This window comes from Mucilaginibacter sp. 3215 (genome assembly GCF_050433785.1).
Classification (GTDB): Bacteria; Bacteroidota; Bacteroidia; order Sphingobacteriales; family Sphingobacteriaceae; genus Mucilaginibacter.
This window is the reverse complement of record NZ_JBNPWO010000014.1, coordinates 1-15,459: the sequence shown is the minus strand read 5'-3', so window position 1 is coordinate 15,459 and position 15,459 is coordinate 1. Positions and strand designations below refer to the sequence as shown.

Genomic DNA, 15,459 nt, shown 5'->3' with positions numbered 1-15,459 from the left:
TCTTCCTGACTTGGAAAATATATGAAGAAAATACTACTGGTTGAGGATGATGCCAATTTAGGCCTGTTACTGCAAGACTACCTGCAATTGAAAGGTAAGTTTGATGTGGTTTTATGTAAAGATGGCGAAGAAGGCCTACGCGCCTTTACCAAACAAACATATGACTTGCTGATACTGGATGTGATGATGCCTAAAAAGGACGGCTTTACACTTGGTAAGGATATCCGTAAGATCAATGCCCAGGTGCCTATTATTTTTGCGACGGCCAAAGGCATGATTGAAGATAAAACCCAGGCTTTTAATTTGGGTGGAGATGATTATATCACCAAGCCTTTCCGCATTGAGGAGTTATTACTTCGTATAAATGCCCTGCTAAAACGTACCGATAATATCGGCAAAAAGGAAGAGGAGAAACAAACCTCCTTTAAAATTGGGAAATATACGTTTGATTATACCACTCAGATGATCATGACAGCAGACAACCAGCAAAAGCTATCTACCAAAGAGGCTGAATTACTGCGCCTGTTGTGTGTGCATAAAAACGAAGTGCTTACCCGCGAAGAAGCGCTGCTGAACATCTGGCATGATGACAATTACTTTAACGGTCGGAGCATGGATGTATTTTTGAGCAAGATCCGTAAGTATCTGAAAGACGACCCTAACGTGGAGATCATCAACGTACACGGACGAGGGTATAAGTTGCTGATTAACTGAACTCAGGGTTAATTTTGTTTTGAAAAAATTATTTGTGTGATATAAGCCTCAAGGGGACTTAACCAAGTTAGCTATGTAACCAACATATTGATTTTATGGGTTAAATTAAACCTGGAAGAGGAACTTCACAAACCCGCTCTTTTCACTAATGTACTCCAAATTTCATCCACACAAAATATCCTACCCAAAGTAGGATGTTTGAGTAAACGCCGGCCAATACATCGTCCATCATTACACCCAAGCCACCGCCAAGGTCTTCCATTTTACGAACACCAAGCGGCTTCACAATATCAAAAAAGCGGAACAATACCAATCCGGCTAAAAGGAAATACAGGTTAGCAGGGATAAACAGCATAGCTATCAGCATTCCGGCAACCTCATCAATTACCACACGCGAGCTGTCTTCGCCCCAGTCGGGTTCAACCTTATTGCCTACAAATACGCCAAGCGCGGTAACAAATATGGTAATAGCCAACAGGTACCAGGGATTTTGCAAAGCCGGGCTCTGCCATAGCAGCCAGATAAAGCCGCAGGTAACTATAGAGGCGTAAGTACCCCCGCCTTTCAAAAAGCCAATGCCGAAAATAGACGCTATTGTTTTATTTAGGAACATTTAATTTGTATCGTTATTTCAAGTAATGTTTTCATTCCCTCCGCAGGGAGGGTGCGACTAGCTGTGTTGTGGCAGAGAGGGGTTTATCCGCTTTGCAAAATCATACAAAGTTCAGGAAACCCCTCCCTACACCCTCCCAAGGGAGGGAATCGCACGAGTTCTGCGCTTTTTACTGCTGCCTACTGCTAACTGCCACTGCCAACTGACCTACTGTTTATCCAGCACATCCTCTGCCGCTTCTGCAACTTCTGGTTCAATAGTATGTCTTTTTGGGAAGTTGAACAGTAATGACGTAAGTACAGGGATAATAAATAAAGCCACAGTAAACACCGAAGTGAAAATATCAGCGCTTTCCCCTTCCATCACTTTTGAAAATCCCGCTTCAGGATAAAGGTGAACGAATAACGATGAGGCCAGTTTAATCCCCAGCACGCCAATTACTATAAAAGCTACAGTTTCCAGGAAGGTAAATTTCTCCATCAGTCTTACAAAAGCCTGGGCAACAAATCGCATAGCCAGGATCCCGATAAACACGCCAATATAAATTAACATCTTATGGTCGGTAAAAGCAACAGCCGCAAAAACGTTATCAATAGAGAAGGCAAGGTCCATCAGCTCCACTAAAGCTATGGTTGCCCACAAATTACCTATCAAACCAACGGTTGAGCGGTAAAGCCAATTTTTGTTTTTATCAACCGTTTCCTCTTCAGCATCGCCGTCGGCCTTTTTCAGTTTGCCTTTAAAATAATTGAAGCTCAGGTATATCAAATAAAGGCCTCCAAGTGGTTTCAGCCACCAAACAGATACCAGCCATGCCGCTAAAAACAAACAAACACCCCGTAAAACATATGCACCTATAATACCATAACGTAGTGCTTTTTTACGCTGATGCGGAGGCAGGTCAAGTACCATAGTAGCCAGTACGGCAGCATTATCAACGGAGAGCAGGCTCTCAATAACAATCAGGTTTAGGACAATCAATAGGCCGGCCTTAAGGTCGGGGCCAAGCAGGTAATGTAAAAACTCCATAAATTATATAATATCGGTATTAAGCATTGCTTTTAAAATATTGGCCTGCACATCCACGTCGCTCAGGCTTTGTAAAAAGTTGATGTCGGCTATTTTTTTGTAGTTTTCGGCTAATAGGCTTTTTATTTCGGGCGGCATGTAAGCTTTCATGGTAACTACATCGCTTTGCAGCTTATCAATTTTGTCCTGCAGCTCATGCATCAGTTTTTCCCTTTTTGACAGATTGTTATTCTGCTCGATGCCCGAAAGCTTTGTAACATCGCAAAATAGGAATAAATTATTGGCAGGCGAAAATAAAAAGTGCCTGTCTTCATCCATAAATTTATACACTTCCAGTATCAGGTTACCGGCCTTTAACCCACAGTAAAACTCTGTACGGAACTCGCGTTTTAACAATACCCCCATCAGCTTACGCTGAATAGTAGCGTAGTTATTATGATAGGTATCATTATAGTTATGTTGCACAAGTTCATTATACAGATCTGGAGTTATGTTATAAAAAAAATCGGAACCATAGCGCAGGCTGAAGGCATTGATATTTTTGGAGAAAGGATAATCAGCCGAGTTATCTGAAAGTACCTGGTAAAGTTTCCGCAACGAAAGGTTTACTTTCAGCGCCTGCCGTTGCCTGTCTATCTTGAAATCCTGCTCGGTGAGCACATTGTCGTCCATCTTATCAACCATCTCCCGGGTAAGCTGGATCTCGTCGAGCACGAGGCTTACATTGTTCTCGTTGTTCTTTTTGATCTTGCGGAGCAGGTCGACCAAACTGGTGGTAAATTGCACATGAAAAAGTTCCAGCTTGTTGATATCGATTTCGGGATTGGTTTCAAAAAGCTTATGGATAACCTGGGTACGCAGATAGATCTTATAAATGAGTTCATCTTCAAAAAATACCGACAGCAACTGAAGCTTGCTGAGCATCCTGTTTGAGCTATTTAAAATATTTAGCCTGTTTTCATCCATCAACGTACAATATCCCTTTTATAAATGTAAAAATACAAAATTATGAGATTGAATGTTGGGGCGTATGTTACGAATAAAGGGAGCGCTTGAGATTAGTAACTTCAACTTGCGTGAGGTATTGTCGTTTGTCTGCACTCGATTTTTTTGAATTAAAGAATTAACAGAATGCTAAGTAAATTCTTAAAATTCGGGTTCAGACAATGGCGTTGCCTACGGCCCTTTCCTACCCGCAACCCTTATACGCGCTGCGGGCTTTACACTGCAATCAAATCCCCACACACAATCCCTGATACCAATATCTATTACCATCAAAATAAATTATATTTACATAAAGGTGTAACCTGGCCCGCAAAAGCGTAGTCACAGAGGTTATATAATGCAAAGCAAGCTTTCAGATATCGAACTTATTGAGCAAACCCTGGCGGGTAATCAATTTGCCTACGCAGATTTGGTTAAGCGGCACCAGCGTTTTGTTTTCACGTTGGCCCTGCGTTTTGCAAAGGGTCGGGAAGATGCTGAAGAAATTGCGCAGGATTGTTTTGTAAAAGCATACCGCTCGCTGGCTTCGTTCCAGGGGCAGTCAAAATTTAGTACCTGGCTATATAGTATAGTTTATACTACAGCTATGACATTTTTAAGAAAGAAGCGGGTAGATACCGATTCGATTGATGATGAAGGTACATTTGTGCAGGTTGAGAGCCATGAATCGGCATATGATACCAATAACGCAGAAAACAAATCGCGGTCATATTACCTAAACCAGGCAATTGAACAATTACTGCCCGATGATGCCACTATTATTACCCTGTTTTATAAGGGGGAGCAATCGTTAGAAGAAATTGCCCAAACAATGGGTATTGAAACAAATACCGTTAAGGTTAAACTATTTAGGGCACGCCAGCGTTTGAAAGAAAAGCTGGAGCGCAATTTAAAACACGAGGTGAAAGAACTGATATGAACACCATCGAAGAAAAACTTTGGAACTATATTGATGGTACCTGCACGCCGGCTGAGCAGGAAGCCATTGCCCGGCTTATTGAGGACGATGAGCTGTACAAACAAAAGTACACAGAGCTGCTTGTACTAAACCAGGAATTTGCCGGCCTGCAACTTGATGAACCATCAATGGCCTTTACCTATAATGTAATGGAGGCTATTAGGGCCGACCGGGCACTGGCACCTTTAAAATCAACAATAAATAAAAAGATTATACTTGGTATTGCGGCCTTTTTTGTGCTAAGCATATTGGCACTGCTGGCTATCACCTTGTCAAATGTCCAAATTTCAGGAAATCCGTTCAGTGTTGTAAACATTAAACTACCTGCAAATTTAAAATTGCCTGCAGCTAATACCATTTTTAATAACGCTTTGATGAAAAGTTTTTTCGTGTTTGATGTAATTTTGGCGCTATTTTTAACCGATAGTTACCTGCGTAGAAAAAAAGCTGCAAAAGAGGCATAAAGTGTTCACTTTTCTATATGCTAATAAAACCCATGGTGTCTTTTTGACACTTAATTGCACACTTTTTGTAAAGTAAATTCCCTTTTAACCTTTTGTTAATGTATCAACAAGGATACATTAACAAAAAATTTAAAAAGTTTCCAATTTTGGCACAGGGATTGTAATAACAAGTGCGAACTGGTAAACTTACCGGTTTAATTGTGATAAGGTTTAGGTTGAAAGTCTCCCGACGCAAGGTTGGGAGGCTTTTATTTTTTAAAGGCAATCTATTCCTCAAACCCAGGATTAAGCAATCAACTTAGGGGTGAATAATAAGAGTATTTGTTTACCCAATAAATAAACGCACAGAAGCCGCCGTAAAAGTATACGATGGCTTCTGTGCTTTGAGCAAACTAAAAGTTTAATCAATGTTATTCTTGAAATAACCAGCGGCTCCGATATCAGCAATTAAACCGGTAGCTTGGGGCTGCCAACCTAAAACCGCGCGTGTTTTTTCGCTGGATGAAGGGCAGCCCAATGATGCAAAGTGTAAAAACCAGCCAAAATGTGCCGCCGCTTCATCACCTGTTTTGCTCAGTACAGGCAAATGCAGACCCTGACCTATTGTTTCGGCAATTTCGCGAAATGCGATACCTTCTTCAGCTACGGCGTGAAACACACGAAGCTCAGGCTGCTTTTCTATGATCAGGCGATATAGAACCGCGGCATCTGAACGGTGAACGGCAGGCCAGCGATTGCTCCCTTCAGCTATAAAGGCCGATTCTCCTTTTTCCCGGGCCATATTAATGATCATCGGTACAAAACCATGGTCGCCCTCGCCATGCACACTCGGCGGCAGGCGCACCGTATAAACTTTTACACCTTTTGCCGCCGCGACCGCGGCGGCCTCCTCTGAAGCTACGCGCGGAATAACATCTGATCCTGCAGGCGGCGCGTCATCTTCGTTAACCAGCCGGCCATAATTCAAAAGCCCTACTCCGGAGGTAATAACTAAAGGTTTACTTGTTCCGGCCAGTGCATCGCCCAGAGCTTCAATTACCTTCCGGTCGGCCTCACAATTGGCCTTAAACTGTGAAAAATCATGATTAAAGGCCGTATGGATTACAGCATCACACGCCGCGGCGCCTTGCTGAATAAATTTCAGGTCGTTGATATCGCCACGGTATACTTCGGCACCGGTTGATGCCAATTGTTCAGCGCCTTTATCTGAACGGACAAGGCCAAGCACCTCATGGCCTGCCCCTAAAAGTTGTTTTACTATTGCTGAGCCTACAAATCCTGAGGCTCCGGTTACAAATACACGCATAAGTCAATGATTTTATTTGATCCAAAATTCTCCAATAAAATCCCGCTAAAGATGGTCAGCTGACCATAATTTCAATTAGCGCTGAAGCTGCGCGTGACGGATACGGGTAAGGGTTTTTATGGAGATGCCCAAATAAGCGGCAATCATACGCAGGGGCAAACGAGCCAGGTAGTCCGGAAAGGTTTGGATAAAATCTTCATACTTTTCTTCGGGCGTTGCGCTTAACGAAATCAGGATCCGCTTCCGGCTGTAGTGGATATTACGGGCAATAAGGCCTTCGGCAAATTTTTTTAGTTGCGGCACCTCTGCCAGCAACATATCGAAATCTTTTTTTTGCCAGCAAAGTATTGTGCTGGGTTCTACTGCTCCTATGCTTACTTGCGAGGGTATCTGCCGGTCATAACTTTCAACATCAAGCGTCCAGCTGTTTTCCGGCGCAAATTGCAGAATATGCTGAGTGCCCCCGGCAGAAATATTGAAGGTGTGCAACAGCCCGCTTACAACAAATACCTTGTGCCGGCAAATTTCGCCTGCGCTTAAAAGGAGCTCATTACGGCGCAATTTTCTTGCCACTGCCAGATCACTGATCTTGCGGACCGCCTCCTCAGCCAGGTCGCTCCTTCGCAGATATGTTTCAAATTCCGGATGCATCATCCAAAAATAATAAACATTTCAACAGCAAGTTTTCAGATGTGTATAAAATGAGATTCGGATAGATCATTGGTATGTCAATACAAACAAAAAGGCCGTCTCAAAAGAGGCGACCTTATGCAATACAGTAATTGATGAAAAAATTATTCTTTAATAAAAGCTAAAAGATCTTTGTTGATGGTTGCAGCCTCGGTAGTAGGCATACCATGCGGGAAACCCGGATAGGAGATCAATTTGCCGTTTTTCAGGTGTTTGATAGACTTTAGTGCCGAGTTTGCAAACGGAACGATCTGGTCATCCTCCCCGTGTAAAATAAGTACGGGAATATCTACACTTTTAAGATCTTCTGTGAAATCTGTTTCCGAAAAAGCTTTAACACAGTCGTAATGTGCTTTTATACCGCCCATCATACCCTGGCGCCACCAGTTGTCCCTGATACCCTGTGAAACTTTAGCGCCTTCGCGATTGTAGCCGTAAAACGGAATAGTCAGGTCCTGGTAAAATTGATTCCTTTGGGTTGCAGTATTTTCGCGGATCTCGTCAAATACTGCAATCGGAACACCATCAGGATTGCTTTCGCTTTGAACCATAACCGGAGGAACCGCGCTGATCAGCACAGCTTTGGCGATACGTCCTTTTCCATATTTTGCAGCGTAATGAATAACCTCTCCGCCACCTGTAGAGTGACCGATGTGGATTGCACCCTTCAGGTCAAGCGCCTCAACAAGCTCTGCAACGTCAGCTGCATAAGTATCCATTTCATTGCCTGTTGCGGTTTGGCTTGAACGTCCATGGCCGCGGCGATCATGGGCAATCACCCTATAACCTTGTTCAAGGAAAAAGAACATCTGGGCATCCCAGTCGTCGGCAGATAGAGGCCAGCCGTGATGGAAAACTAATGGTTGCCCGGTCCCCCAGTCCTTGTAATAAATTTCGGTTCCGTCTTTTACTGTAATTTTACTCATTTTGTTTTTCAATTATGGTGATTAATAAAGCGCTGAAGATGCAGGGCGTTTTTAGCAAATGTAACACCTTTAGGTTTTACTTTGGATGTTTATTATATCCGCAAGTAAAGCTGGCCGGCACCCAAAAGTAGTGAATTAAGGGAGGGCCTTTCAAAACCGTATCGAAATTTACCTGGATGCGATAAATCGGCTGTTTTTTTGACGGAAAGTTTGATGACGTTTATCGTCGCCACAAATCATTTATAAAACCACGTTATTGCATTTAGACAGTAACTTATCGTACATATATACAGCGAAGCTCGTAGTTACAAAAGTAATTATCCGTTGATTTCCAGCTTATATCCCTTGCCGTGTATATTCACCAGTTTAATGGCCGGATCATGCTCCAGTTTTTTGCGCAGTTTTGATATGAACATGTCAAGGCTCCGGCCTACAATTACGCCCTCATCCTCCCAAATCTCTTTTTGAAGCCTGCTCCTTTCAATGATCTCATTTGGCGACCGGGCAAAGATGAGCAGCAGTTTATTTTCTTTTAAGGTAAGTTCGGTAACTATTCCGGCACTTTGCAGTTGCCGCCTGGCCGGGTTAAATATAATGTTACCCATTTTAAAACTATTATCCAGGATGGAGCTGTTTTCAACTGTGTTTTTCCGGCCTTTACCCGACATTGAAATTACAAGCCCGATAAATGCCAATAAAGGTATCCCGCCAATTAGATAGCCTTTTGAGGGCATACTCAATCCCTGGCTTTTAAATTTGAGGTTGATCACGTAACAGCTTTTAGGCTGTTTTCGCCCCGAGCAGGGCATTATGTTATCTTTTTTATTTTTGAATATAGCATAGCCAAATATCACATCCTTCCCTGTACAATTCAAAACGCTCACAATATAGTCGTTAGCCAGGTTGTCCTTTGCCAGCGCGCTGCTGATTGCTTTCACAAGCGAATCGGGCTGAAAAGAAAATTCATTCTCAAACCGTAACTGGTACTCATTTTCAGCAACCTTTTGTACCGGCATCACCCGCGATGTACTATCACCCGAATATAATAGCACCTCATGCCCAATTTTCCGGAGCAGAATTTCCTGCCGGGCCATATCAAAGTCATCCTTACCGGTAAAGCTAAAAGCAACACATAAAAGGGTCATGAGCAGCAGGGAACCAAGCCCCAGCAAGCGTTTGGTTGTCTTATTCATTGGGAGTTTGGAACCGGCCATATTCCTGAGATTTAATTTACAAAGTTTACAATTTTATTTACAATATCGGCAATAACAAACGCGCTGAAGCTGAGTAGGTTTGCCAAATAAATCACTTATGTATGTTAAGAAAATACGCAATTATCCTGTGGCTGTCCATGGCCTTGATCCCAGCGGCTGCACAGCAAACCTACCATTTAGATATTAAAAAAAGTAAAGTTTTATGGGATACCCGCAAAACTATGGGCGGCCATTACGGCTATCTGCTTTTTAAATCGGGCAGCCTGGAGTATACGGCTGGCGGTGAACCAAAAAACGGCACCTTTAGCCTGAATATGAATACCATGCACAGTACCGATCATGCCGATGCAGCCGGGAATAAAAAGGTAGATGAAGAGTTGAAAAAAGAAGGCTTTTTTGCAGTAGACCGGTACCCGGAAGCAACCATGGTTGTTAAAGAAATTACACGCGTTGGCCAATCAACCAACTTTAAAGTGACCGGCATCCTTACCATAAAAGGGATCAGCAATCCCATTGAATTTATGGCAGCTATTATTAAAAAGAACAATATCATCAGCGCTAAGGCAAATGCCACAATTGACCGCATCAAGTGGAAAATCGATATGCAGCCCAGGCGGGAAGCATGGGACTTCTTTTCGGCCGTAAAAAACACAGTTGTTACCGATGAGATAGCCGTTTCATTGAATCTTACATTTACGGCTGATTAACGCACGTTGCAGGCAGGTACAGTTGCAGAATCCTATTTCAGGCCTTGTTGTAATATTACCGCTTAGCACAGCATCTTGTCTCCATGCCAATTAATTGTAACAAATGTGGTGTCCCAAAATTTTAATTCCCCATAAAAAATTGGAAAAACACCCAGGCCCTTTTTTCAGAAACAACATCATGTTCCAAATTTCAAGAGTGAAACACGAAACGCATTAAAACACTATTATCACTGATAATCAATGCTTTAACATTTTTAGTGAAACATATTCAAATAGCTGGCAATCAACGATTAAAACTTTAGAGAATATAAAGTTAATGTTTCAACAGTGCTTTTTCGAAGGCTTTTATGCTACCGGTTTTTTGATATTTTTTGAGCAAAAATAAACCTGAAAGGTTTTGGAAAAAAAATACTGACAAAACAGCGCCACCATTTTTATGGCTAAAAGTTGCTGCTTTCGCAGGCAAAATGCTTTGCCCGGTTTTAGACCGATTTACGTTATCGCCCAACTTGGGCAAGTTAAAGAGCTGACGTTGGGAACTTCGGGGATACCAATCGCGGGTTACGCTATCGCCAAAATCGCGGCTGTATGCTTTTATCCCTTCATTACATTCACCCTATCCCCTTTCCAATCGGGAAACAGTATATGATCATTATTTATCGCAAGATGCTTATCAGCTACTGAGCTGAACACACTTCTAAAGTCGGTAGTTACCGCAAGGTCGCGGCCATCTTCAAGGTTTTCAACGGCGAGCGGCTTTACATCGCCATACACTAACCCGCCGCTTACATCATTACCTAAAACAAAGTTACATGAGGCACGGCCATGATCGGTACCACCAGTCCCGTTTTGACGTACGGTACGGCCAAACTCGGTCATGGTCATTATGGTAACATCGTCCTGGTAGGTGCCCAGGTCGGTCCACAGGGCCATTATGCTGTTGCTTAGGTCGGCCACATTACGGGCGAAGATGCCGTTTTCGGTTCCCTGGTTAAAGTGGGTATCCCAACCGTTCGATTCGGCAAAGGCAACTTCCAGTCCCACATCCATTTTAATGAGCTGGGCTATTTGTTTCAGCGAATTGCCCAATGCCGAGCTGGGGTAAACAGCACCATTGGCCGGTGTATAATTTTTAACATCGGTTTTCTGCAGCATTTTCATCGCCTCAAAACTTTCCTTTCCGGTTTGTTTCAGCAAGCCTGATGCGGTTTGGTCATACAGATCTTCAAAACTTTTTGCCGCGATATTGGCTCCGGCGGGGTTGCCCCGCATTTGAATGGCAAAATCCTGCAAATTGCTGATGGCTACCGAGGGGTTGTCGCCATAAAAAGAACGTGGCATGGCCGATGTCATGCTTACGGCCGTAAACGGGGTAAGCGCGTCATGCCCAAGCAAACCCACAGCCCGGTTAAGCCAGCCGCTTGAGGTACCTTTATTGAATGGAGTGCCCGATTCCATATAATCCTGCGCATCAAAATGCGAGCGGGTATTATTAGGCGAGCCTATGCCGTGAACAATGCCCAAACGTTTTTCGCGAAACATGGGTTCAAAGGCCTTCATGGCAGGGTGTAAACCAAAACGCCCGTCCAGGTCTATCAGCGGATTACCTGTACCACTTTTGGCAGCCGACATGAACAGGTTTGGCCGGGCAGCTTTCAAATAATCGTCGGTAAAGGGGGTAACAGCCATCAGGCCATCCATAGCTCCCCGCTGAAAGATACATACCAGCGTTTTTTTCTTTTTATAGGGCGATAATATTTTTTCGCTCGCGGCTGCCTCGGCTAAAAAACCGGGTATGCCGCCGAGTAACCCTACACCTAAAAGGGCCAGTCCGCCCGATTTTAAAAAGCCTCTTCTTGATACCATTTTTAAATCCTCCTGCAATTAACGCCGCTGATATTCGGGTGAACCAATGATAACGCCAACCACCTGCGCCAGCATAGAATTATTGCCGGAGGTGCTTTGCATCGCCATAAAATTATTTTTTCGTTTACCTTTTAAACCCGTCTGCTGATCCATCATCTCATCACTGGTAGCCATCTGTACCGAGGTTGCAACAGGAGTTTTGGCGCTGGCTTCGCCAACCTTTTCCATGAGTTTCGGATCGTTAAGCATGGGGGTAAGCCGTTTGATGGTTTCATCAAGCTTACGGCCTGGCATAATGATTTTACTATAGGTGATAAGTGCGGCCTGTGCGCTTTCGGGCTCGTGATGGTTATTGAGTGCTGCAAGATCAACCTTTACGCCGGGGATCCGGCCCGATGCCAGCGCCAAACCAAAGTTCATGCGGTTAAGCAGCGCGCCGGTATTGATCCAGTATTGGCCTTTATCGGGGAAGCCGGTCGGGGCCTGGTAATAGTACATTTTTTCGCCCATTTTATTGATCCAGTTAAACAACTGGTAAGGCTGGGTAATATCGGCATGCAATGAACGTACCGAGCCTATGGCCAGTTCAAAAGGCGATTTAGTTTTTTCCCTTACGGCTGCAGCGCTCCAAAATTCAGGCGCATCAACCATGGTGGTCAGTACCTGTTTAATATCCCCATCCTTATTCATAAAGGTGCGGGCCATTTTATCAATAAGGCTCTGCGGCGGGTTATCGCTCACAAAGCGCACAGCTATTTTCTTTGATATAAATTTCGCCGTAGCTTGTTGATGTGCCAGCATATTAAGCAGTTGCACGCCCTCCTCGTACCCCCCTCCGGCTGCAAAATGATGGCCTAATACCGTCTTTTCGCCATTATCATGCTTGTTAGGGTTAAACATAAAATCGCCCTCATGTACAAAACCACGGCTTTGCAGTTTTTCATCCCCAATACGGTTCAAGAGTTTTTGGCCCGCTTGTCCGTAGTTGCCCATTGGATAAACCGACCAGCCGGTAAGCACTTTAGCCGCCTGGGTAACATCCTGCTGGCTATAGCCGCCGTCAACGCCAAGGGTATGCAGTTCCATTACCTCGCGGGCGTAATTTTCATTAAGCCCCTGTGCTTTTTTTGCTTTGTTTAGTTTGGGCATATTGGCAAAACGACCTGTATCCGCACCCTGCATTTGCTGCATCAGCCGGCGGCGGATCGGCCTGTTACTTTGCTCCATATTGTCCTTATTCCCCGAGCTGCTAAAATTATCCAGGTAATATAGCATGGCTGGCGATTTGGCAGTGGCCAATAACAAATCATTAAATTTGCCAAGGGCATTAGGGCGGATCACATCGCGCTCATAAGCGGGGATATATTGCGAACAGTCGTTTTTTACTATAGATACATTGAAATGATTGAACCAGAAACTGGTCATTACTTCCTGTAATTGATTATTGCTGTAAGCAGCTCTTAATATTTTTTGGTTGATAAATTGGCGTAACAGCTCCTGCTCAGGCTTTAATCCATTTTGCTGCATGTAGTTTTGCAACTGATCGCGATAAGCTTTGCGATCTGTTTTTACCGAATCTTTGTTAACTACCCCATCCCTGATAGCCATTCGCAAAATCTGTGCGCCTTTGGGGTATTGGGCAACAACTTCTGTATTGCTCAGTTTTAAGGCATCATATTTATTTAAGAGTTGATTAAGGGAATCATCCGGAAGTTGGGCATCCAACTGTTGGGCAAACCACTTTTCAGGGCCGATTTTGGATACCTCTTCTACCTCGCCCGGGGTTGCCCCATAAGTAAAACGGCTCAGTAAATGAGCCGCGGCCTGTTCGGGTGTTAAACCCGCCTGTTTATAGGGAAATTTTAAACTTGCAATAGGATAGCCCGGCAAAAAGGCAGTAAATACGGTAAACAAACACAACAACACAACAAAGCCACACCAGTACTTAACAGCCTTTTTCATAGTATCCGGGTTATTAAATTAAAAATTTAACTTTTGCATTAGTATGACCATGAAAAGGCCCTTTGGTTTAATTTAATTGTCAAAGAAACTTATATGCATATCTATTTAAACTAAAACTCATCTATATTGTCAATAAATTAATTATCTGCAAAAAATAAAAAACATGAAAAAACTACTGATGCTGCTCGCCCTTGCCTGCGGACTAAATTTCGCAGCCAATGCACAACAAAAGGTTGAAAAAACGCCTGCTCAAAAAGCGGCCAACAAAACCGAACACCTGCAAAAAAACTTAAAACTTACCGCCGACCAGGCTAAAAAAGTGAACGTTATCCTGCTTGCCCAGGCAACAAGTATCGATAGCCTGAAAAAACTGAAACAGGATAAAAAGACCAGCCACCTGGCCGATCAAAAGATTAAACAACGTACTGCCGCCGGCTTAAACAAGATTTTCACTCCCGAACAACAAAAAGCCTATGCAAAATTAAAAGCCGATAAAAAAGCTAAGAAAGACGCGGCTAAAGCTGATGAATAAACGAAGCCAGGGCTTTCAGGATTAAGGGATTGCCCTTGACAGATTATAAATTTAAAAGCGGGATGTTTTTCCGCTTTTTTGTTTTGTGTGCTTTTCTGGTTATCTTAAATAATCCTAATTTTAAGATCAATCGGTGATCATAACATGGCTTCAAATTTATTGGCAAAAAACAAACATACCATACTGTACGCGGTAGCACTCGCTCTGCTGTTATTTTTGCTGAAATGGCTTGAGCTTAAACTGATCATTGTTGACAATGCCTATGAAATTTACATGGGTGCCATAGCAGTATTTTTTACCGTATTAGGAATTTGGCTGGCACTTAAACTTACCAAACCCAAAACTGTAGTTGTTGAAAAGCAGGTTTACATTAATAACGGCCCCGAATTTACCATCAATCAACCCGAACTTGATAAGCTCGGGCTCAGTAAACGCGAGCTGGAAGTTTTGCAGCTGATGGCCGAGGGGTTAAGTAACCAGGAAATTTCTGAGCGGTTGTTTGTATCGTTGAATACTATCAAAACGCATTCGGCAAAGGTGTTTGAAAAAATGGAGGTTAAGCGCCGCACCCAGGCTGTTGAAATGGCCAAACGGCTGTGCATTATTCGCTGAGCACACTCATACTTTAGGGTTAAATCACTTTGTATTTACAAAATCACCCTAAAGTATGACCTTCAAAATATACCGAACTATCAAATTTGTGCTATCAAAACATAAAACGATATGAAAAAGAATGTATTTGTTTTTGGATCAATCTCCGGCCTCATCATTGCTGCTACCGGGGGGATTTCGGGAGCCCTTTGCTATAACAACCCCAACTTTCAGGGCAACATGTGGGTGGGCTATGGCTCCATGTTGCTGGCGTTTTCGCTGATATTTGTAGCCATCAAAAATTACCGTGACAAATACAACGACGGCATAATTAGTTTCGGCAAAGCTTTTATGATCGGCCTTTACATTGTGTTGATCACATCAACAGTTTATGTGATTGTGTGGTTAATAGAGTTCTATAACTTTTACCCCGATTTTATGACCAAATACGTCGCCCATGTTTTACGGGAAGCCAAAGCCCATGGTGCTACGGCTGCCGAACTTAAGCAACAGGAAGCAAGCATGGCCGGTTATGTTAATATGTACAAAAGCCCCTTCGGCGTAATCGTGCTTACTTACATGGAGATACTGCCCGTTGGCCTCGTGATTGCGTTGATTGCCGCATTGATCCTGAAACGCAAGAATGCCAGCCCACAATTGGCTACAAATTAAAATCAATACATCGGTGTAACTTTATTTCGTCCGCGAGTAGGTAAAATCCGGAGGCCTCCGAAGGTGAAATGACAATAGGTGTGGAGGGCTTGTCATCCTGAGTGTTTAAATCCGTGGCCTCTGAAGGTGAAATGACATCTGCGTCACGTCATTGCTGTAAGGAATGAAGCAATCCCCGACAGGCTGGTAACGGGCTTCATTAGTATTTGA

Annotated in this window: 16 protein-coding genes; 7 read left to right on the top strand and 9 right to left on the bottom strand. The window is 43.4% G+C overall.

Annotation, left to right across the window (positions count from 1 at the left end; all coding sequences use genetic code 11):
* Window positions 1-21: 21 nt before the first annotated feature.
* The gene (locus ABIC84_RS19945; protein ID WP_090531325.1) at window positions 22-714 is read left to right on the top strand and encodes a response regulator transcription factor; all 693 of its coding nucleotides are present in this window, start codon (window positions 22-24) and stop codon (window positions 712-714) included.
* Window positions 715-859: 145 nt separating this feature from the next.
* Here the strand turns inward: ABIC84_RS19945 and ABIC84_RS19940 are convergent, their stop codons facing one another.
* The 3 genes from ABIC84_RS19940 to ABIC84_RS19930 form a co-directional block, all read right to left on the bottom strand.
* On the bottom strand, window positions 860-1,327 hold the full coding sequence (locus ABIC84_RS19940) for a phosphatidylglycerophosphatase A family protein (RefSeq protein ID WP_426584000.1): 468 nt from the start codon (window positions 1,325-1,327) through the stop codon (window positions 860-862).
* A gap of 207 nt (window positions 1,328-1,534) precedes the next feature.
* Window positions 1,535-2,356 carry a TerC family protein gene (locus tag ABIC84_RS19935; protein WP_426583998.1) on the bottom strand — a complete coding sequence of 274 codons (822 nt, stop codon included), beginning with the start codon at window positions 2,354-2,356 and terminating at the stop codon, window positions 1,535-1,537.
* Window positions 2,357-2,359: 3 nt separating this feature from the next.
* Window positions 2,360-3,322, bottom strand: a complete 963-nt coding sequence (locus tag ABIC84_RS19930; RefSeq protein ID WP_429264680.1) for a hypothetical protein — start codon at window positions 3,320-3,322, stop codon at window positions 2,360-2,362.
* 376 nt (window positions 3,323-3,698) lie between these two features.
* On the opposite strand from ABIC84_RS19930, the gene ABIC84_RS19925 reads away from it, so the two are divergent.
* Complete coding sequence (locus ABIC84_RS19925; protein ID WP_091171604.1) at window positions 3,699-4,280, top strand: RNA polymerase sigma factor; 582 nt, start codon at window positions 3,699-3,701, stop codon at window positions 4,278-4,280.
* Window positions 4,277-4,783, top strand: coding sequence for a hypothetical protein (locus ABIC84_RS19920; protein WP_426583992.1), 507 nt, complete (start codon window positions 4,277-4,279; stop codon window positions 4,781-4,783). Before ABIC84_RS19925 ends, ABIC84_RS19920 begins: the two co-directional genes overlap by 4 nt.
* A 400-nt stretch (window positions 4,784-5,183) precedes the next feature.
* Here the strand turns inward: ABIC84_RS19920 and ABIC84_RS19915 are convergent, their stop codons facing one another.
* The 4 genes from ABIC84_RS19915 to ABIC84_RS19900 all read right to left on the bottom strand — a co-directional run bounded on the left by ABIC84_RS19915 (window position 5,184) and on the right by ABIC84_RS19900 (window position 8,898).
* Window positions 5,184-6,089 carry an SDR family oxidoreductase gene (locus tag ABIC84_RS19915; RefSeq protein ID WP_429264679.1) on the bottom strand — a complete coding sequence of 302 codons (906 nt, stop codon included), beginning with the start codon at window positions 6,087-6,089 and terminating at the stop codon, window positions 5,184-5,186.
* Window positions 6,090-6,164: 75 nt separating this feature from the next.
* Complete coding sequence (locus tag ABIC84_RS19910) at window positions 6,165-6,743, bottom strand: Crp/Fnr family transcriptional regulator (protein ID WP_429264678.1); 579 nt, start codon at window positions 6,741-6,743, stop codon at window positions 6,165-6,167.
* Between the two features lie 140 nt (window positions 6,744-6,883).
* Entirely contained in the window at window positions 6,884-7,705 is an 822-nt protein-coding gene (locus ABIC84_RS19905) for an alpha/beta fold hydrolase (RefSeq protein WP_090531330.1), read from the bottom strand.
* 317 nt (window positions 7,706-8,022) lie between these two features.
* Window positions 8,023-8,898 (bottom strand): winged helix-turn-helix domain-containing protein, encoded by an 876-nt coding sequence (locus tag ABIC84_RS19900; protein WP_429264677.1) that lies wholly within the window; start codon window positions 8,896-8,898, stop codon window positions 8,023-8,025.
* Window positions 8,899-9,020: 122 nt separating this feature from the next.
* Between ABIC84_RS19900 and ABIC84_RS19895 the strand changes: the two genes are divergently transcribed.
* Window positions 9,021-9,626, top strand: a complete 606-nt coding sequence (locus ABIC84_RS19895) for a YceI family protein (RefSeq protein ID WP_429264676.1) — start codon at window positions 9,021-9,023, stop codon at window positions 9,624-9,626.
* Between the two features lie 594 nt (window positions 9,627-10,220).
* On the opposite strand, the gene ABIC84_RS19890 is transcribed toward ABIC84_RS19895, so the two are convergent.
* The gene (locus ABIC84_RS19890) at window positions 10,221-11,492 is read right to left on the bottom strand and encodes a DUF1501 domain-containing protein (protein ID WP_429264675.1); all 1,272 of its coding nucleotides are present in this window, start codon (window positions 11,490-11,492) and stop codon (window positions 10,221-10,223) included.
* Between the two features lie 18 nt (window positions 11,493-11,510).
* A complete protein-coding gene (locus ABIC84_RS19885) occupies window positions 11,511-13,454 on the bottom strand; it encodes a DUF1800 domain-containing protein (RefSeq protein ID WP_429264674.1) in 1,944 nt (647 codons plus the stop codon).
* A gap of 163 nt (window positions 13,455-13,617) precedes the next feature.
* Here ABIC84_RS19885 and ABIC84_RS19880 point away from each other — a divergent pair, with 163 nt between their 5' ends.
* The 3 genes from ABIC84_RS19880 (at window position 13,618) to ABIC84_RS19870 (ending at window position 15,249) form a co-directional block, all read left to right on the top strand.
* Window positions 13,618-13,986 carry a hypothetical protein gene (locus tag ABIC84_RS19880; protein ID WP_426583976.1) on the top strand — a complete coding sequence of 123 codons (369 nt, stop codon included), beginning with the start codon at window positions 13,618-13,620 and terminating at the stop codon, window positions 13,984-13,986.
* Between the two features lie 144 nt (window positions 13,987-14,130).
* Complete coding sequence (locus ABIC84_RS19875) at window positions 14,131-14,598, top strand: response regulator transcription factor (RefSeq protein WP_429264673.1); 468 nt, start codon at window positions 14,131-14,133, stop codon at window positions 14,596-14,598.
* Window positions 14,599-14,709: 111 nt separating this feature from the next.
* Window positions 14,710-15,249, top strand: coding sequence for a DUF4199 domain-containing protein (locus ABIC84_RS19870; protein WP_429264672.1), 540 nt, complete (start codon window positions 14,710-14,712; stop codon window positions 15,247-15,249).
* The last annotated feature ends 210 nt before the right edge of the window (window positions 15,250-15,459 follow it).